Source organism: Pseudomonas sp. ANT_H12B (genome assembly GCF_008369325.1).
Lineage (GTDB): Bacteria > Pseudomonadota > Gammaproteobacteria > Pseudomonadales > Pseudomonadaceae > Aquipseudomonas.
Genome location: NZ_VOBI01000007.1, coordinates 142,573 through 159,824, shown reverse-complemented (window position 1 = coordinate 159,824; position 17,252 = coordinate 142,573). Strand labels below are relative to the sequence as shown.

General features: G+C 58.9%; 18 protein-coding genes. 12 read left to right on the top strand and 6 right to left on the bottom strand.

Annotated features, from left to right (window positions below; all coding sequences use genetic code 11):
- Window positions 1–27: 27 nt before the first annotated feature.
- Window positions 28–699 carry a response regulator gene (locus tag FQ185_RS13305; protein ID WP_149417794.1) on the top strand — a complete coding sequence of 224 codons (672 nt, stop codon included), beginning with the start codon at window positions 28–30 and terminating at the stop codon, window positions 697–699.
- Window positions 692–2,077 carry a sensor histidine kinase gene (locus FQ185_RS13300; protein ID WP_149417793.1) on the top strand — a complete coding sequence of 462 codons (1,386 nt, stop codon included), beginning with the start codon at window positions 692–694 and terminating at the stop codon, window positions 2,075–2,077. Before FQ185_RS13305 ends, FQ185_RS13300 begins: the two co-directional genes overlap by 8 nt.
- A 114-nt stretch (window positions 2,078–2,191) precedes the next feature.
- Here the strand turns inward: FQ185_RS13300 and FQ185_RS13295 are convergent, their stop codons facing one another.
- Both FQ185_RS13295 and FQ185_RS13290 read right to left on the bottom strand, forming a co-directional pair.
- Complete coding sequence (locus FQ185_RS13295) at window positions 2,192–3,013, bottom strand: HDOD domain-containing protein (RefSeq protein WP_149417792.1); 822 nt, start codon at window positions 3,011–3,013, stop codon at window positions 2,192–2,194.
- A gap of 34 nt (window positions 3,014–3,047) precedes the next feature.
- Window positions 3,048–4,013 (bottom strand): folate-binding protein YgfZ, encoded by a 966-nt coding sequence (locus FQ185_RS13290; protein ID WP_149417791.1) that lies wholly within the window; start codon window positions 4,011–4,013, stop codon window positions 3,048–3,050.
- Window positions 4,014–4,162: 149 nt separating this feature from the next.
- On the opposite strand from FQ185_RS13290, the gene FQ185_RS13285 reads away from it, so the two are divergent.
- Window positions 4,163–4,417: a succinate dehydrogenase assembly factor 2 gene (locus FQ185_RS13285; RefSeq protein WP_007944081.1), complete on the top strand. Its 255-nt coding sequence runs from the start codon at window positions 4,163–4,165 to the stop codon at window positions 4,415–4,417.
- Complete coding sequence (locus FQ185_RS13280; RefSeq protein ID WP_149417790.1) at window positions 4,401–4,853, top strand: protein YgfX; 453 nt, start codon at window positions 4,401–4,403, stop codon at window positions 4,851–4,853. Before FQ185_RS13285 ends, FQ185_RS13280 begins: the two co-directional genes overlap by 17 nt.
- Here FQ185_RS13280 and nadB read toward each other — a convergent pair.
- Window positions 4,822–6,438, bottom strand: a complete 1,617-nt coding sequence (nadB, locus tag FQ185_RS13275; protein ID WP_149417789.1) for an L-aspartate oxidase — start codon at window positions 6,436–6,438, stop codon at window positions 4,822–4,824. The two genes, FQ185_RS13280 and nadB, sit on opposite strands and share 32 nt — an antisense overlap.
- 556 nt (window positions 6,439–6,994) lie before the next feature.
- Between nadB and rpoE the strand changes: the two genes are divergently transcribed.
- From rpoE to FQ185_RS13255, 4 genes are all read left to right on the top strand, one after another.
- Window positions 6,995–7,576, top strand: coding sequence for an RNA polymerase sigma factor RpoE (rpoE, locus tag FQ185_RS13270; RefSeq protein ID WP_007944079.1), 582 nt, complete (start codon window positions 6,995–6,997; stop codon window positions 7,574–7,576).
- Window positions 7,577–7,606: 30 nt separating this feature from the next.
- Window positions 7,607–8,194: a sigma-E factor negative regulatory protein gene (locus FQ185_RS13265; RefSeq protein ID WP_149417788.1), complete on the top strand. Its 588-nt coding sequence runs from the start codon at window positions 7,607–7,609 to the stop codon at window positions 8,192–8,194.
- 8 nt (window positions 8,195–8,202) lie between these two features.
- Window positions 8,203–9,165 (top strand): MucB/RseB C-terminal domain-containing protein, encoded by a 963-nt coding sequence (locus tag FQ185_RS13260; protein ID WP_149417787.1) that lies wholly within the window; start codon window positions 8,203–8,205, stop codon window positions 9,163–9,165.
- 207 nt (window positions 9,166–9,372) lie between these two features.
- On the top strand, window positions 9,373–10,800 hold the full coding sequence (locus FQ185_RS13255) for a DegQ family serine endoprotease (RefSeq protein WP_149417786.1): 1,428 nt from the start codon (window positions 9,373–9,375) through the stop codon (window positions 10,798–10,800).
- A 66-nt stretch (window positions 10,801–10,866) separates the two neighbouring features.
- Here the strand turns inward: FQ185_RS13255 and FQ185_RS13250 are convergent, their stop codons facing one another.
- Window positions 10,867–12,300 carry a M48 family metalloprotease gene (locus tag FQ185_RS13250; protein WP_149417785.1) on the bottom strand — a complete coding sequence of 478 codons (1,434 nt, stop codon included), beginning with the start codon at window positions 12,298–12,300 and terminating at the stop codon, window positions 10,867–10,869.
- Between the two features lie 99 nt (window positions 12,301–12,399).
- Between FQ185_RS13250 and FQ185_RS13245 the strand changes: the two genes are divergently transcribed.
- Together FQ185_RS13245 and FQ185_RS13240 are read left to right on the top strand one after the other, a co-directional pair.
- Complete coding sequence (locus FQ185_RS13245; RefSeq protein WP_020300476.1) at window positions 12,400–12,639, top strand: sulfurtransferase TusA family protein; 240 nt, start codon at window positions 12,400–12,402, stop codon at window positions 12,637–12,639.
- Window positions 12,640–12,670: 31 nt separating this feature from the next.
- The gene (locus FQ185_RS13240; protein ID WP_149417784.1) at window positions 12,671–13,741 is read left to right on the top strand and encodes an AI-2E family transporter; all 1,071 of its coding nucleotides are present in this window, start codon (window positions 12,671–12,673) and stop codon (window positions 13,739–13,741) included.
- A 125-nt stretch (window positions 13,742–13,866) separates the two neighbouring features.
- Here FQ185_RS13240 and FQ185_RS13235 read toward each other — a convergent pair whose 3' ends face one another.
- Together FQ185_RS13235 and FQ185_RS13230 are read right to left on the bottom strand one after the other, a co-directional pair.
- A complete protein-coding gene (locus FQ185_RS13235; protein ID WP_149417783.1) occupies window positions 13,867–14,340 on the bottom strand; it encodes a peroxiredoxin in 474 nt (157 codons plus the stop codon).
- A 10-nt stretch (window positions 14,341–14,350) separates the two neighbouring features.
- Entirely contained in the window at window positions 14,351–14,911 is a 561-nt protein-coding gene (locus FQ185_RS13230) for a glycine cleavage system protein R (RefSeq protein ID WP_109628402.1), read from the bottom strand.
- A gap of 329 nt (window positions 14,912–15,240) precedes the next feature.
- Here FQ185_RS13230 and dapA point away from each other — a divergent pair, with 329 nt between their 5' ends.
- Both dapA and bamC read left to right on the top strand, forming a co-directional pair.
- Window positions 15,241–16,119, top strand: coding sequence for a 4-hydroxy-tetrahydrodipicolinate synthase (dapA, locus tag FQ185_RS13220; RefSeq protein WP_149417782.1), 879 nt, complete (start codon window positions 15,241–15,243; stop codon window positions 16,117–16,119).
- A 17-nt stretch (window positions 16,120–16,136) separates the two neighbouring features.
- Entirely contained in the window at window positions 16,137–17,252 is a 1,116-nt protein-coding gene (gene bamC / locus FQ185_RS13215; RefSeq protein ID WP_149417781.1) for an outer membrane protein assembly factor BamC, read from the top strand.

Sequence of the window (17,252 nt, the reverse complement as noted above, 5' to 3'; positions counted from 1 at the left end):
GAACATCCCTGAATGAGGTAAAGATCCATGCGTGTTCTGCTCGTCGAAGACCATTTGCAGCTCGCCGAGAGCGTCGCCCAGGCGCTCAAGAGCACCGGGCTGACGGTGGATGTGCTGCACGACGGCGTGGCAGCCGACCTGGCCTTGAGCAGCGAGGAATACGCCATGGCGATTCTCGATGTCGGCCTGCCGCGCATGGATGGTTTCGAAGTGCTGGCGCGCCTGCGGGCACGGGGCAAGAACCTGCCGGTGTTGATGCTGACCGCCCGCAGTGACGTCAAGGACCGGGTCCATGGTTTGAACCTCGGCGCCGACGACTACCTGGCCAAGCCTTTCGAACTGACCGAACTCGAAGCCCGGGTCAAAGCCTTGTTGCGCCGCAGTGTGCTCGGTGGCGAGCGCCAGCAGCGCTGCGGTGTGCTGGCCTATGACCTGGACACTCGGCGCTTCACCCTCGGCGAAGAGTTGCTGACCCTGACCTCCCGCGAGCAGGCCGTGCTCGAAGTGTTGATTGCCCGCCCCGGTCGGGTGATGAGCAAGGAACAACTGGCTTCTCAAGTATTTGGTCTGGACGAGGAGGCCAGCCCCGACGCCATCGAGATCTACGTCCACCGCCTGCGCAAAAAGCTCGACGGCCAACCGGTTGCCATCGTGACCTTCCGCGGCCTCGGTTACTTGCTGGAAAGCCGCGATGCATAAGCCCAGCAGCCTGCGTTGGCGGTTGCTGTGGAATCTGGCGCTGTTGCTGGTGGTGTTGATGCTGGCCAGTGGTTTGAGCGCTTACTGGAACGGCCGCGAAGCCGCCGACACCGCCTATGACCGTACCTTGCTGGCTTCGGCGCGGACCATCGCTGCGGGTGTCTCCCAGCGTGACGGCACGCTGAGCGCTGATGTGCCTTACGTGGCCCTCGATACCTTCGCGTACGACAGCGCGGGGCGAATTTTTTACCTGGTCAACGACATCAATCAGAAGCTGATCTCCGGTTACGAAAACCTTCCGCCGCCGCCACCAGGGACGCCGCGCACCGATGATTACCCGGCGCTTGCGCGTTTCTACAACGCCCAATATCAGGGGCAAAATGTACGCGTGGTGAGTTTGCTCAAACCCGTGAGCGAACCGAACATGAACGGCATGGCGGAAATCCGCGTAGCCGAAACCGATGAAGCGCGGGTCAGCATGGCTCGCAGCCTGGCCGCGGACACGTTGCTGCGTCTGGGTATGCTGGCGATCGGCGCGCTGTTGATGGTGTGGTTTGCGGTCAGCGCGGCGCTGCGCCCGCTGGAACGCTTGCGCACGGCGGTGGAAGAACGTCAGTCGGACGATCTGCGGCCATTGCCGCTGGTGGAAGTGCAGCACGAATTGTGGCCGCTGGTGCGCGCGCTCAATCACTTTACCGAGCGTTTGCGCGAACAGTTCGAGCGTCAGGCGCAGTTTATTGCCGATGCCGCCCATGAGCTGCGTACGCCGTTGGCGGCGCTCAAGGCACGACTCGAGCTGGGGTTGCGTTCAAGTGAACCTGGCACCTGGCATAGCACGCTGGAAACTGCCGCCCAAGGCACCGACCGCTTGACCCATCTGGCCAATCAATTGCTCTCCTTGGCGCGGGTCGAAAATGGTGCTCGGGCGATTGCCGAAGGCGGTGCGCAGTTGCTGGATCTGAGCCAGTTGGCCCGGGAGCTCGGCATGGCCATGGCGCCGCTGGCCCACGCGCGTGGCGTGGCGCTGGCGCTGGAAGCAGCGGAACCGGTATGGCTGCGGGGTGAGCCGACGCTGTTGAACGAACTGCTAAGCAACCTGGTGGATAACGCGCTGGCCCACACGCCACCGGGCGGTAACGTGATCCTGCGGGTGACGGCACCGGCGGTGTTGGAGGTCGAGGACGACGGCCCGGGAATTCCTCTTGAAGAGCGCGATCGGGTGTTTGAGCGCTTCTACCGGCGCAACCAGCAGGTGGCCGGCTCGGGACTGGGGTTGGCGATTGTGGGGGAAATCTGCCGCGCACACCTGGCGCAGATCAGCTTGCACGATGGCGAGCAGGCGGGGTTGAAGGTGCGGGTGAGTTTTATCGCGGGGTAGTTTTGTGGTGTCCGGACTGGCCCCTTCGCGAGCAGGCTCGCACACTGAATCTTTGTAGTCCCGAACTTCCCTGTGGGAGCGAGCCTTCTCGCGAAGGACGCGCTGCGGTCTTGATCAGTAAAACATCGACCGCGACTCTGCCAGGTCGCGGCACATCGCCTCGTTATCCGGATCGATCCCCAGTTTCTTGAAGGCGGGCACGCTCAACGCATCGACACCGGCGAGGGGATGGTCGGTGTCCTTGTGGCAGTACAGGCAGGCAACCTGCACCAGATCGACATAGTCGACCCGCTCGGACTCACGCTTGAAATCCAGATACAACCCCGGCAGCTGCACCAGCATTTCCGGAAACTCCCAGACCCTGAGCAGTTTGTCGCCGATCAACGGGTGAATGTGGTCGATCACATGGTTGAGGCTGACCGGGTCAGACAACAGTTCATAGTGATCTTCGGCGTAGGTCAGGATCGGCAGCACGCCGATCTGATGCACCAGGCCGCCAAGGGCTGCCTGATCGGGCTTGAGTTGGGTGTAACTGCGGCACAACGCGTAGCTGATCCCGGCGATTTCCAGGCTTTTGCGCCAGACATCGCGCATTTTATGTTCCACCACCTCGGAGCGGGCATGGAAAATCTGTTCCATGACCAGGCCGATGGCCAGGTTGCTGCTGTAATTGACGCCCAGTCGAGTGATCGCCGTGTGCAGGTCAGTGACTTCCTGAGTCGCGCGAAGCAGTGGACTGTTGACCACTTTGATCAGGCGCGCCGACAGCGCGGTATCACGGCCGATCACTTTGCTCAGGGTGCTGACACTGATTTCCGGGTCTTCAGCGGCCTTGCGAATCTGCAGGGCCACTTCCGGTAACGTTGGCAGAACCAGGTCATCGTTATCGATGGCCTCAACCAAATCCTGTTGGACCTTTTCCGCCAGCTCGCTCATTTCTATTCTCTAGGGTGTTGCAAAAAATACGGCATCAACGCTGGATTTCGCGATCACGGTCCAGTTGGTAAGGCAGGTCGAGCAGTTGCAGGGCGGGACCTTCAAGCGCTCCCACGTGGATGTCGCCGGCTTCTGCTGCTTCGGCTTGCAGCACGGCCAGGAGTTCAATGTTTGTCTTGGCATGGGCAGCAAGTACCACTTCGCCGATAGCGCTGGCATGAGTCGGGGAAAACAGCTGGGTGCCGGGCTCAGGCAATTCGCTGGCATCCAGTTGCAGGCGATACAAGCGACGCTTGAGTTTGCCCAGATACTGCATCCGCGCGACGATTTCCTGGCCGGTGTAGCAACCCTTCTTGAAACTCACGCCGCCGACGGCTTGCAGGTTAAGCATCTGCGGAATGAACAGCTCGCGGGTGCCTGGCATGACCTGGCCGATCCCTGCGCGGATCTGGCCCAACAGCCATTGATTCAGATCGCCTTCGGCCAACAGGGCGGACAACTTGCCCTTGATGTCGGTATGAATCGCAGGGGGGATTTCAGAGTCGCTGTATTTTGGAACCCACAGTTCGGCGCGTTCTGGCGAAACACGAATGGCGATCAAACCGTCGTTGCGCACGACGCTGTCGGTTTCCGCTGGCAACTCAAGACCCAGGCTGCTCAATGCCGCATCACCATGATCAACGCCGAAACGGACCCAGGCATTGCTTTCATCAGTCAGTTTGGATTTGGAGAACACCGCGTACTTTTTCAGGTCCGCCAGTTGCGGCTCCAGCAGTTCGGTGGCCATCGCCATCAGAACCCCGTCACCTTCAAGCAGGATGCGAAAACTCGACTGCATCCGGCCTTTCTGGGTGCAGCGCGCACCGAGGCTGGCCTGGGTGTCGCTCAGGTAATTGAGGTTGCAGGTCAATTGGCCTTGCAGGAATTTGCTGGCATCCGCGCCGCGGACCGCGAGAACGCCTTCGTGAGACAGGGTGCAGAAAAAAGCAGAATCGGCCATGGGTAATCGCAGGGTAAAGAGTCTGGAAGACATCATAAGGGCGCGCCCTTGAAATGGGTAGTTCACAAAGGATCGGTATTGCCCGACCAAAGCCGAGTGTTCGGCTAAGCCTGGGGCTGTATACTTGCCGCCTATTTGAGGAGCGCTCCATGGTCGAAGATGTTGAACTGAATCGCCTCTACTGGCACAGCCGCCGCGGCATGCTTGAACTTGACGTATTGCTGGTGCCGTTCGTGAAAGAGGTCTATCCGCATCTCAATGATGTCGACCGCGATTGCTACCGCAAGCTGCTCGAATGCGAAGATCAGGACATGTTCGGCTGGTTCATGGAACGTGCCGAATCGGAAGATCCGGAGCTTCAGCGCATGGTTCGCATGATCCTGGATCGTGTCCAGCCCAAGTAACACGTTCGAATGCCGCTGGCATGCCTCACGGCAGTTGCTGGCGGCCTATCTTTTGGCCCAGCTGTTCGCGCTGGGTTCGCTGTTTCTTCTTTCTATACCGGTCTGGGCCAGCCTGCTCGGCGTTGCACTGTGTGTGGCTCACGGTTGTTGGGTGTTGCCGCGACAGATTCTGCTGACACACCCTCAGGCATTTCGCGGCTTGCGTCGCGATGCCGATGGCTGGCAATTGTGGAATCAGGCGGCGGGTTGGCAACCGGTGCAGCTGCGACCGGACAGCCTGGCGCTACCGCTGGTTGTGGTGCTGCGCTTTCGTTTGGCGGGTGAATGGCGGGTCAGGGCGGTTTGTGTGCCCCGTGACTCGCAGGCGGCGGATCTGCACCGACGCCTGCGGGTTCGACTCAAGTTCAGTCGGCGTAGGTGGGCGGCACCAGAATAGTGTCCAGTGCTACCGGCAGCATATCCGGATAGTCGAGGGTGTAATGCAGCCCGCGACTTTCCTTGCGCTCCATGGCTGACTGAATCATCAACTCGGCCACTTGGGCCAGGTTACGCAACTCGATCAAATCCCGGCTGACCTTATAGTTGCTGTAAAACTCGTCGATTTCATCCAGCAACAGTCGCACGCGGTGTTGTGCCCGCTGCAATCGCTTGTTGGTGCGCACGATGCCGACGTAGTCCCACATGAATCGCCGCAGCTCATCCCAGTTGTGCGCAATGATCACGTCTTCATCGGAGTCGGTGACCTGGCTTGCATCCCAGACAGGCAGCGCGATAGGGATCGAAATCTGGGGCAGTTGCTCAAGAATGTCCGCTGCCGCCGAACGCGCGTAAACGAAGCACTCGAGCAACGAGTTGCTGGCCATGCGGTTGGCGCCATGCAGACCGGTGAAGCTGGTCTCGCCAATGGCATACAGCCCTGGCACGTCGGTGCGGCCATTCTGATCGACCATCACGCCGCCGCAGGTGTAGTGCGCCGCCGGAACCACCGGGATGGGTTGTTTGGTGATGTCGATGGAAAACTCGAGGCAGCGTTCATACACCGTCGGAAAGTGCGTCTTGATGAACTCTGGCGGCTTGTGACTGATGTCCAGATAGACGCAATCGACGCCCAGTCGCTTCATTTCATGGTCGATGGCCCGGGCGACGATGTCCCGTGGTGCCAGTTCGGCGCGCGGATCGAAGCGCTGCATGAAACGTTCGCCGTTGGGCAGCTTCAAGTGCGCACCTTCACCGCGCAGGGCTTCGGTGATCAGGAAACTTTTGGCTTGTGGGTGATACAGGCAGGTGGGGTGAAACTGGTTGAATTCCAGGTTCGCCACCCGGCAGCCCGAACGCCAGGCCATGGCGATGCCATCGCCGCAGGCGCCGTCGGGGTTGCTGGTATAGAGGTAGACCTTGGCGGCGCCGCCGGAAGCGAGGATCACAAAGCGGGCGCCGTAGGTGTCGACTTCTCCGCTGGCGCGGTTGAGTACGTAGGCACCGAGGCAGCGGTCGCCTTCAAGACCCAGGCGCTTTTCGGTGATCAGGTCGACCGCGACGCGCTGTTCCAACAGTTCGATGTTCGGGCGCTTTTTGGCCTGATCGAGCAGGGTTCTGAAAATCGCCGCACCTGTTGCATCGGCGGCGTGGATGATGCGCCGATGGCTATGGCCGCCTTCGCGGGTCAGGTGAAACTCGAATCCGCCATCTTCGGTGCCGGACTGTTCATCGCGGGTAAACGGCACGCCTTGGTCGATCAGCCATTGGATCGCCTCTTTACTGTGCTCGACGGTAAAACGCACGGCGTCTTCATGACACAGGCCACCGCCGGCATTGAGGGTGTCATCGACGTGGGATTCCACGGTATCGGTGTCGTCCAGAACAGCAGCGACGCCACCCTGGGCCCAGAAAGTCGAGCCGTTGGCGAGGTTGCCTTTGCTCAGTACGGCGATGCGCAAATGACCGGGCAAGGTCAGCGCAAGGCTCAAGCCGGCAGCACCGCTGCCAATTACCAGAACATCGTGTTGAAACTGTTGGCTCATTTCAGGATTCCGCTCAAAGCGATCCGGGTCGGGGTTGGCGCAAGACACCTGGATCGGCACGTCAGGCAGCCACACAGCCCACTAGTATATAGAGGGGGGGATCGGCACAATAGCCGAGCCTGTATGGCATTGTGAAACTACTGTGACGGAAAAGACCGGGCGCTTCGTCGGAAGTTTTTTCGACGGGTTCGGCGACAAGGGGACTGTATCGTGGATTTAACAGTCTTTTTCTGTCCATAGCCCCACAATGCCGGTCGGCGCAGCTATAAATATTTGGAACTTTTGCCAAAGGGCCAAGATCAATAGACGGTGCCTGAAAAGAAGGACAGTGTCGGCTTCAACGCGGGATCTGCGGTTGGATCCTTTGCCAGCGATCCGATGACAAGATTATTCGCGCAGCCGGGTTAACCCGCGCTGCGCTTTTCGTGCGTGCCAAATCAGAGCCCGCAGGAAACTTGCTTGGAGGGGGAGAACTTTTGCGAAAAGCCCGAGTCTATGTTTGCAAGTCTGGTCGTTTAGTTATGCAAGCCTCCTCCGAGCTTATCGAGGAGTGTTCATGCTAACCCAGGAAGAGGATCAGCAGCTGGTCGAGCGCGTTCAACGCGGCGACAAACGAGCTTTCGATCTGCTAGTGCTGAAATACCAGCACAAAATTCTCGGGTTGATCGTGCGTTTCGTGCACGACACCCATGAAGCCCAGGATGTCGCACAGGAAGCCTTTATCAAGGCGTACCGTGCACTTGGAAATTTTCGCGGAGACAGCGCGTTTTATACGTGGCTTTACCGCATCGCCATCAACACGGCGAAAAACTATCTGGTTTCGCGCGGCCGTCGGCCGCCGGATAGCGATGTCAGTTCCGAGGATGCAGAGTTCTACGATGGCGATCACGGCCTCAAGGATCTCGAGTCGCCCGAACGTGCATTGCTGCGGGATGAGATCGAAGGCACCGTCCATCGAACCATTCAGCAACTTCCAGAAGATTTGCGTACGGCTTTAACTTTACGTGAATTCGATGGTCTGAGTTACGAGGATATTGCGGCCGTCATGCAATGTCCGGTGGGTACCGTGCGCTCCCGGATTTTCCGCGCTCGGGAAGCCATCGATAAAGCCCTGCAGCCGTTGTTGCAGGAAAACTGAGACAGCGGCGACAGCCAAGAGAGGAACGCCATGAGTCGTGAAGCCCTGCAGGAATCGCTGTCCGCAGTGATGGATAACGAAGCGGACGAATTGGAATTGCGTCGGGTGTTGAATGCCTTCGACGATGTTGAAACCCGTGAAACATGGGCTCGTTATCAGATCGCTCGGGCAGTGATGCACAAGGATCTGCTGCTTCCACGCCTGGATATCGCTGCGGCAGTTTCTGCAGCCTTGGCTGACGAAGCCGTACCGGCAAAAGCTTCCCGTGGTCCATGGCGTAGCCTGGGTCGTCTGGCAGTTGCTGCTTCGGTAACCGTTGCCGTACTGGCAGGTGTTCGTCTGTACAACCAGGACGAAATCGCTGGTGTCGAACTGGCTCAGCAATCCAGTCAACCGGGTCTGGCCGTTCCTCAGGTCAAGGGTCCAGCTGTATTGGCAGGCTACAATGAGAGTTCGGATGCCACTGGCCCTATGGCCAACGGCGTATTGCAAGGTCAGCCAGGCTGGCACGATCAGCGTCTGCCAAGCTACTTGCGCCAACACGCTCAACAGGCTGCATTGAAAGGTACTGAAAGTGCTCTGCCTTACGCTCGTGCAGCGAGCCTGGAAAACCGTTAAGGAGGATCATGCGCGCCATACCTCTACTTTCGCTTCTGCTCGGTGGCTGGTTTGTTGTTCCAGCCCATGCTGATGAAGCCCAGGACTGGTTGACCCGTCTGGGCCAAGCCGAGCAACAGCAAAGCTTTCACGGTACTTTCGTCTACGAGCGTAACGGTAGTTTTTCTACCCATAACATCTGGCACCGCGTCCAGGATGGCAAGGTCCGCGAGCGTTTACTCCAGCTCGACGGCTCAGCACAGGAAGTCGTGCGCATTGATGGGCATACTCAATGCGTCAGCGGCACCTTGATTGCGGGGCTTGGGGATTCCCCCAACTCCACTGCTCGTGCACTCGATCCACAAAAGCTGAAGAATTGGTACAACCTTGTCGTTGTAGGCAAGTCGCGTGTGGCTGGGCGTGCGGCAGTGATCGTTTCACTGACACCTCGTGATCAGCATCGCTACGGTTTTGAACTGCATCTCGATAAAGAAACCGGCCTGCCTCTCAAATCATTGCTGTTGAATGAAAAGGGACAGCTGCTGGAACGCTTCCAGTTCACGCAACTGGATACCGTCGATGTACCTTCGGATAGCGACTTGCAAGCAGGCCCTGATTGCAAAGCTGTCGCCCTCGACAGCGACAAGGCTTCTGCAGCCAAGGTTGCGCAGGCCTGGCATTCGGACTGGTTGCCAGCAGGTTTTGAGCTGACAAGCAGTACCTCGCGCAAGGATCCAGAGACCAAAACCCAGGTCAACAGTCTGATGTACGACGATGGTCTGGCCCGTTTCTCGGTGTTCCTCGAACCGTTGAATGGCGCAACGGTCACCGATACTCGCACTCAGCTGGGTCCAACCGTTGCAGTATCCCGGCGCTTGACCACCCCTCAAGGCGAGGTGATGGTTACCGTGGTCGGTGAAATTCCCATCGGTACCGCCGAACGGATCGCGCTGTCCATGCGTAACGATGGCGCTGCAACCAGCAAACAGTGAGCTGATTTCAGCCATTTTCAACTCGTCATCGAGAAGTCGAAATGTTTGCTGAGCATTTTCATTTGCAAATATCCCGAAAATTTTTTATAGGTCAGAGCTTCTCGGCTCTGGCCTTGTTCGTTGTTCCCGGAACAAAAATGCCGGCCTGTCGTTCCCGGTGTTCTTTGCTCCATATCGCTTAACCCTGCTCGTCGTAATGGGAGCTGTATGTCGATACTCAGTTTGAAATCTTATCTCTCCATTTTTGCCACCGTGCTGGTGCTCGGTCAGGCGGTCACCGCTCAAGCGGTCGAATTGCCAGACTTCACGCAGCTGGTTGAGCAGGCCTCTCCTGCCGTGGTGAACATCAGTACTACGCAGAAACTGCCGGATCGCAAAGTGAACGAGCAGATGCCCGACCTGGAAGGCTTGCCGCCGATGCTGCGCGAGTTCTTCGAGCGCGGGATGCCGCCACAGCCGCGTACGCCCCGCGGTGATCGTCAGCGTGAAGCCCAATCCCTGGGTTCGGGTTTCATCATCTCGTCTGATGGCTACATCTTGACCAACAACCATGTGATCGCCGATGCCGACGAAATTCTCGTTCGTCTCGCCGACCGCAGCGAATTGAAAGCCAAACTGGTTGGCACCGATCCGCGTTCCGACGTGGCGCTGCTGAAAATCGAAGGCAAAGACCTGCCGGTCCTCAAGCTCGGCAAATCCCAGGACCTGAAGGCCGGCCAATGGGTTGTGGCAATCGGCTCGCCATTCGGTTTCGACCATACCGTGACCCAAGGCATCGTCAGCGCCATTGGTCGCAGCCTGCCGAACGAAAACTATGTGCCGTTCATTCAGACCGACGTGCCGATCAACCCGGGTAACTCCGGTGGTCCGCTGTTCAACCTGGCGGGTGAAGTGGTCGGGATCAACTCACAGATCTACACCCGTTCCGGCGGCTTCATGGGCGTCTCCTTCGCGATCCCGATCGATGTCGCCATGGACGTTTCCAATCAGCTGAAAAGCGGCGGCAAAGTCAGCCGTGGCTGGTTGGGCGTAGTGATTCAGGAAGTGAACAAGGACTTGGCCGAGTCGTTCGGTCTGGAGAAGCCGGCCGGTGCGCTGGTGGCTCAGATCCAGGATGACGGCCCGGCTGCCAAGGGGGGTCTGCAAGTGGGCGACGTGATCCTGAGCATGAACGGTCAACCGATCGTCATGTCCGCCGATCTGCCGCACCTGGTGGGCGCACTGAAGGCTGGCTCGAAAGCTGATCTGGAAGTGATTCGTGAAGGCAAGCGCAAGCATGTCGAGCTGACTGTCGGCGCCATCCCTGAAGAAGGCAAAGAGCTGGACTCCCTGCCAAAATCCAGTGCCGAGCGCAGCAGCAATCGCCTGGGTGTTTCCGTGGCCGAGCTGACCGATGAACAGAAGAAAACCTATGACCTCAAAGGCGGCGTTGTCATCAAGGAAGTCCAGGAAGGTCCTGCTTCTCTGATCGGCTTGCAGCCAGGTGATGTGATCACTCACCTGAACAATCAAGCGATTGGCTCCACCAAGGAGTTCACGGATATCGCCAAGGCGCTGCCGAAGAATCGCTCGGTGTCGATGCGGGTTCTGCGTCAAGGTCGCGCCAGCTTCATCACCTTCAAACTGGCTGAATAAACCGGTTGTTGGCTGAATAAAAAACCGCCTCGAAAGAGGCGGTTTTTTTGTGCCTGCTGAAAAGTGTCAGCCCATCATGTCCTTGACCATGCGTTCCTGTTCCATCAGCTCTCGTTGCCGTGCGTCGATCCGCGACGACAGCGGGAAGTTGGTGCCGGCCTTGCGCTTGGCGAAGTCCAGTTGCTGAATGGCCTGACGGTAGTCCCCGACCAACGCAAAGTACTCGGCGCGGGCCTGATGCAGGCCGATGATGTTGCCCGACAGACCACGGGTTTCGGCCACCATGTACCAGACATCCGGATCATCCGGACGGCTCTTGAGTAGATTCTCCAGCGCTTTTTCCGCTTCGGGCGCACGGTTCTGCTTGAGCAGCAGGTCGACGCGCACCGAATTCAGCGGATAGTTGCCCGGAAACTGCGTCAGCATGCGGTCAACCCTGGTCTGGGCATCCGGCAGACGATTGTTGGTGATGTCCAGATCGACCTGAGCCAGGTTGTAAATGATCTCGTTCGGCGACTTGGCCAGCAGCAACTTGAGGTTTTCCCGTGCTTCGTTCAACTGACCGCCCTTGATCTGGGCGATCGCCAGGCCATAGCGCGCGACATCGCTTTTCGGGTTTTCATCAAGCTGGGCGCGAAAGCGTTTGGCACCCAGGCCAGGGGTTTCTTCATAGAGCAACTGGACCCGTGCTCGAATCAGCTGATAACGCACGGTGTCTTCGATACCGCCCGCTTTGGCTTGCTCGGCACGGTTGCGGGTGTCGGCGATCCGCGATTCGGTCACCGGGTGAGTCAGCAGAAATTCCGGGGGCTTGGCGTCAAAGCGGTATTGACGGGCCAACCGCTCGAACATGGTCGGCATCGAGCGCGGGTCGTAACCGGCCTTTTCCAGATTGAGGATGCCGATGCGGTCGGCTTCCTGTTCGTTCTGGCGAGAGAAGCGTCGTTGTTCCTGGATCGCCGCCGCCTGCGTACCGGCAATGGCCGCGATCCCGGCATCGCCGGCACCGGCTGCGGCAATCACGATGCCGGCCAACAGCGCCGCCATCATCGGCACTTGCATGCGCTGCTGGGCTTCCACGCCACGGGCAAAGTGGCGTTGTGACAAGTGAGCCAATTCGTGAGCCAGTACCGAGGCATATTCGCCTTCGGTCTGGGCATTGAGGAACAAACCACCGTTGACCCCGACAATCCCGCCTGGCGCCGCAAAGGCGTTGAGCTGCGGGCTGTTGATCAGGATGAACTCCAGGCGCCGGTCATTGACCTGGCTGGTCTCGACCAGCCGATAGACGCTGGATTCGACATAATCCTTGAGCTGCGGATCGTTGAGTTGCGAGACCTGGCTGCGCAACAGCGCCAGCCAGGCGCGGCCCAGTTGATATTCCTGTTGCGGCGATACGATGGCAGAACTGGCGTCGCCGAGTGACGGCAGGTCGTCGGCGAAGCCTGGTGAGGCAAGCAGGCAAGCGAGCGTCAGTAGGGTAGGGCGCAGAAAAGTCATGCACAAAGCCTTAGTCGACAAAGACCTTACTGTAGCCGGACACTAAGCTTGGGACCAGATATTCTAAGCCGCTCAACCACCTGACTCCGGAGTGATGCAATGACCGACGCTGTAGCCCATGACGCCGAACTCGACGCCAGCGGCCTGAATTGCCCTTTGCCGCTACTCAAGGCCAAGCTGGAGCTCAATCGGCTGGCCAGCGGCGCGGTACTCAAGGTAATTGCCACCGATGCGGGCTCACAACGCGATTTCCGCACCTTTGCCCGATTGGCCGGTCATACCCTGCTTCGTGAAGAAGATGAAGCGGGCGTTTACCGCTACTGGTTGAAAAAAGCCTGAAATCTGCTGCGTTCATTTTTAAGGATTATTGATGTTCAAGGTGTTACGCGACTGGATTCAGCGCTACTTCTCCGATGAAGAAGCCGTGGTACTGGCGGTCCTGCTGTTTCTGGCGTTTACCGCCGTGCTGACACTGGGCGGCATGCTCGCGCCGGTGCTCGCAGGGATGGTGCTGGCGTATCTGATGCAAGGACTGGTGGTGACCCTCGAACGCCTGCGCGTACCGGGCGGCGCGGCGGTGGGGTTGGTTTTCGCCTTGTTCATGGGGCTTTTGCTGGTGTTCATCCTGGTCGTGGTGCCATTGCTCTGGCATCAGCTGATCACACTGTTCAACGAGTTGCCTGGCATGCTCGCCAAGTGGCAATCACTGTTATTGCTGCTGCCCGAGCGTTATCCGCATCTGGTATCCGACGAGCAGGTGCTGCAGGCCATCGAAGTGGCGCGGGGCGAGATCGGCAAGTTCGGCCAGTGGGCGCTGACATTCTCGCTGTCGAGTTTGCCGTTGCTGGTGAACATCATGATCTACCTGGTGTTGGTGCCGATCCTGGTGTTCTTCTTTCTCAAGGACCGGGAAATGATCGGCCAGTGGGTGCGCGGTTACCTGCCCCGGGAGCGGGCGTTGATCACCCGCGTCGCCCAGGAGATGAACCGACAGATCGCCAATTACATTCGCGGCAAGGTCATCGAGATCTTCATTTGCGGTGGCGTGACCTACATCGCTTTCGTCTCCCTGGGGCTTAACTACTCGGCGCTGCTGGCCTTGCTGGTGGGGATTTCGGTGGTGGTGCCTTACGTCGGGGCCGTGGTGGTGACCGTGCCGGTGCTGCTGATTGCGCTGTTCCAGTGGGGCTGGAGCGATCAGTTCATCTATTTGATGGCGGTCTACGGAATCATCCAGACGCTGGACGGCAACGTACTGGTGCCGCTGTTGTTCTCGGAAGCGGTCAATCTGCACCCGGTGGCGATCATCTGCGCGGTGCTGTTGTTTGGCGGGTTGTGGGGCTTCTGGGGCGTGTTCTTTGCGATTCCGCTAGCCACCCTGTTTAAGGCTGTGCTGGATGCGTGGCCGCGCAAGGAGCCGGTGGTGGCGCCGCTGCTTTAATTGTCTGCTCTGATTCATCAGTGAGGTCTATGGCCTCTTCGCGGGCAAGCCCGCCCCCACAGGATTAATGCGGTCCCTGTGGGAGCGGGCTTGCCCGCGAAGGCGTCTGAACAGACGCCGAATGATCAGGCCTTGTTCAACGCCTGAGCTGCAGCCAAAACCGCATCCACATGCCCCGGCACCTTCACACCGCGCCATTCCTGACGCAGCACACCGTCCTTATCAATCAGGAACGTGCTGCGATCAACACCCATGTATTCCTTGCCATAAAGCTTCTTCAGCTTGATCACATCAAACAACTGGCAAAGCGCTTCTTCCTTGTCGCTGATCAGCTCGAAGGTGAACGCCTGCTTGGCCTTGAAGTTCTCATGGGATTTCAAGCTGTCACGCGACACACCGAAGACTTCGGTGTTGGCGGCTTTAAAGGCGTCGAGCTGGTCACGAAAGCCCTGACCCTGCGTGGTGCAACCCGGCGTGCTGTCTTTCGGGTAAAAGTAGATCACCACCTGCTTGCCCTTAAGGCCCGCGAGGCTGACGGTCTGCCCGCTGGTGGCGGGTGCTTCGAAGTCGGCAACCGGTTGGTCGATAGCAACGGCCATTAAAGCTTCCTTACATTGGGTTTTGTGGGCGCCACGGTTCGATCAGCGCATCCAGGTTCAGCGCATCGGCGAAATCCAGGAACTGATCACGCAACCAACTGATTTGCACACCGGCCGGCAAGGTCACGGTGAATGTGGCGTTGAGCATGGTGCCGCCGGTTTGCGGAGCCTGATAGGTGTCGCAGGTCAGGTTCTCCAGCTCGACGTTGTGGTCCATGAAGAACTGGCACAGCTCGTTGATGATGTCCGAGCGGTAGGCTGAGCTGACATAGGCGACGTATGGCAGGGCCTGGGGACGATTCTCCAGCGCCGCGCTGCGCACCACATTGACGGTGAAGGCGTGCTTCTTGGCGAGGCCCGACAGGCTGCCTTCAAGGCGCGCCAAGGCGTCCCAGCTACCGGAGATCTCGAGGATCAGCGCACTGCACTCGCCATGACGCGTCAGGCGAGAGGTGACCACGGCGCAGCGGTTTTCATGGCTGGCGCGGCACAGGACGTTAGTCAGCTCCATGGGGTTGGCGCCGAGGGCACTGATGACAAGGAATTGTTCGCGAACTGTGGGGGTGGACATGCAGCATTCCTAAAGCGATGAGCGGTCGATACTTCTATGGGCTTTTTTTACCGGGAGCGAGCCTGCGGATGCGAATTCAGAAAGCCCGAGCCGCAAGGTTGCTACGTGCTCCAGAGTGGCAGGAGCGAGGGGTGGCAACGCTGGATCGGGGCTTGTGATGCCGAAAATGGAGGCTGGAACCCGACGTACGAGCTTATCAGTACCGATCAAAGTCTGAAGGGTAGCGAAAAGCAGCGCCAAGGGGAATGGCAGCAGCGCAGTACTTCGCTTGTACAAGCATCTTGGCGCCAGTACCATTACCGCTCTCTTTTTCCGGCAGGAGCGGTTGCATGATTGCGGGCAGTATGGTGGCACTGGTCACACCCATGGATGCACAAGGTCGTCTCGACTGGGACAGCCTGAGCAAACTGGTGGACTTTCACCTGCAAAACGGCACCCACGCTATCGTGGCCGTCGGCACAACAGGTGAATCGGCCACTCTTGACGTGAACGAGCACATCGAAGTGATTCGTTACGTGGTGAAGCAGGTTGCAGGGCGCATCCCGGTGATCGCCGGTACCGGCGCCAACTCGACGCGCGAAGCCATCGAACTGACCAGCAATGCGAAGATCGCCGGAGCCGATGCTTGCCTGCTGGTGACGCCGTACTACAACAAGCCGACCCAGGAAGGCTTGTACCAGCACTTCAAGGCCATCGCCGAAGCCGTCGACATCCCGCAGATCCTTTATAACGTGCCTGGCCGTACAGCATGCGACATGCTCGCCGACACCGTTATCCGCCTGTCGACCGTAAAAAACATCATCGGTATCAAGGAAGCCACTGGCGACCTGGGCCGCGCCAAGGCCATTATCGATGCCGTCAGCAAAGACTTCCTGGTGATCTCCGGTGACGACGCCACTGCAGTCGAGCTGATCCTGCTCGGCGGCAAAGGCAACATTTCGGTGACCGCCAACGTTGCCCCGCGTGACATGGCCGACCTGTGCAACGCTGCTCTGAAGGGCGACGCCGTCACGGCCCGCGCGATTCACGAAAAGCTGATGCCGCTCAATAAAACCCTGTTTATCGAATCCAACCCTATTCCCGTGAAATGGGCATTGCATGAAATGGGCTTGATGCCGGACGGTATCCGTCTGCCGCTCACCTGGCTCAGCGCTGCCTGTCACGAACCGCTGCGGCAGGCCATGCGCCAGTCCGGCGTCCTGGTTTAATTGAGGAAGCACTACGCATGAAGCGATTGGCCGGACTTTCCGCACTTGCCTTGATTATCTCCAGCACCAGTGGCTGCGGATGGGTCTGGGGCCCGGAAGGTTACTTCCGTGACCGTGGTAGCGATTACCTGGAAGCGCAACAGACTGCACCGATGCAACTGCCAACAGACGTCAGCACCGCTAAACGACTGGATCCGCTGTTGCCGATTCCGCGCAACGTGGCCGATGACACCGCCAAGGGCGAATACATCGTGCCTCGTCCTCAACCGCTGTCCGCAGGTGCGGAAGTCAGCGCCTACTCCCTGCAGAAGACCGGTGACTCGCGCTGGATCGTCGCCCAGAACCCACCAGCCGAAGTCTGGCCAGTGGCTGTGCAGTTCTTCCAGGACAACGGTTTTCGTCTGGACGAACAGCGCCCGCAAACCGGCGAATTCACTACGACCTGGCAGCATTCCGAAGAACTGTCCGCCGCGATGGCCAAGCGCCTGAGCGCAGCCGGTGTCAGCACTGACAGCGAAATCCGCGCTCGAGTACGTATCGAGCCGGGTGTGCAACGCAACACCAGCGAAGTGTATGTGGTCACTGCCGAGCGACCTGCCGGTAGTACCTCCGATGTGGCCTTCACCAACCGTTCGGTCAACACTGGCCTGGACGCGGCACTGGTCGACGACATGCTCGCGAGCATGAGCCGCATTTCGGAGAAGGGCGGTTCGGTCTCCATGCTGGCCTCGCGTGATTCCGATACGCCAAGTCGTGTCAGCCTGAGCGAAGACGGCAGCGGCAATCCGGTTCTGAACGTCGGTACCGATCTGGATCGTGCATGGTCGAGCGTCGGTCGTGCACTGGAACAGGGCGAGTGGCGTGTTGAAGACATCAACCGCAGCCTGGGCCTGTACTACATCAACCTCTCCGAAAAAGCCGAGAAGAAAGACGAGAAGCCAGGTTTCTTCAGCAGCCTGTTTGGCAGTGCGCCGAACAAGGAAGAAGTTGAAGCCCGCGCCGAGCGTTATCAGGTTCGCCTGAGCAAAGTGGGCGATAGCGTCCAGGTCACCGTCGAGAAAAACATCAACACCGTGGCGCCGGCAGAAGTGGCGCGCAAAGTGTTGAGCGTGATTCAGGACAACCTGGGTTGA

Coding starts and splice junctions, on each gene's coding strand:
- FQ185_RS13305 (WP_149417794.1), top strand. CDS start 28: ATGCGTGTTCTGCTCGTCGAAGACCATTTGCAGCTCGCCGAGAGCGTC.
- FQ185_RS13300 (WP_149417793.1), top strand. CDS start 692: ATGCATAAGCCCAGCAGCCTGCGTTGGCGGTTGCTGTGGAATCTGGCG.
- FQ185_RS13295 (WP_149417792.1), bottom strand. CDS start 3,013: ATGAGCGAGCTGGCGGAAAAGGTCCAACAGGATTTGGTTGAGGCCATC.
- FQ185_RS13290 (WP_149417791.1), bottom strand. CDS start 4,013: ATGGCCGATTCTGCTTTTTTCTGCACCCTGTCTCACGAAGGCGTTCTC.
- FQ185_RS13285 (WP_007944081.1), top strand. CDS start 4,163: ATGGTCGAAGATGTTGAACTGAATCGCCTCTACTGGCACAGCCGCCGC.
- nadB (WP_149417789.1), bottom strand. CDS start 6,438: ATGAGCCAACAGTTTCAACACGATGTTCTGGTAATTGGCAGCGGTGCT.
- rpoE (WP_007944079.1), top strand. CDS start 6,995: ATGCTAACCCAGGAAGAGGATCAGCAGCTGGTCGAGCGCGTTCAACGC.
- FQ185_RS13265 (WP_149417788.1), top strand. CDS start 7,607: ATGAGTCGTGAAGCCCTGCAGGAATCGCTGTCCGCAGTGATGGATAAC.
- FQ185_RS13260 (WP_149417787.1), top strand. CDS start 8,203: ATGCGCGCCATACCTCTACTTTCGCTTCTGCTCGGTGGCTGGTTTGTT.
- FQ185_RS13255 (WP_149417786.1), top strand. CDS start 9,373: ATGTCGATACTCAGTTTGAAATCTTATCTCTCCATTTTTGCCACCGTG.
- FQ185_RS13250 (WP_149417785.1), bottom strand. CDS start 12,300: ATGACTTTTCTGCGCCCTACCCTACTGACGCTCGCTTGCCTGCTTGCC.
- FQ185_RS13245 (WP_020300476.1), top strand. CDS start 12,400: ATGACCGACGCTGTAGCCCATGACGCCGAACTCGACGCCAGCGGCCTG.
- FQ185_RS13240 (WP_149417784.1), top strand. CDS start 12,671: ATGTTCAAGGTGTTACGCGACTGGATTCAGCGCTACTTCTCCGATGAA.
- FQ185_RS13235 (WP_149417783.1), bottom strand. CDS start 14,340: ATGGCCGTTGCTATCGACCAACCGGTTGCCGACTTCGAAGCACCCGCC.
- FQ185_RS13230 (WP_109628402.1), bottom strand. CDS start 14,911: ATGTCCACCCCCACAGTTCGCGAACAATTCCTTGTCATCAGTGCCCTC.
- dapA (WP_149417782.1), top strand. CDS start 15,241: ATGATTGCGGGCAGTATGGTGGCACTGGTCACACCCATGGATGCACAA.
- bamC (WP_149417781.1), top strand. CDS start 16,137: ATGAAGCGATTGGCCGGACTTTCCGCACTTGCCTTGATTATCTCCAGC.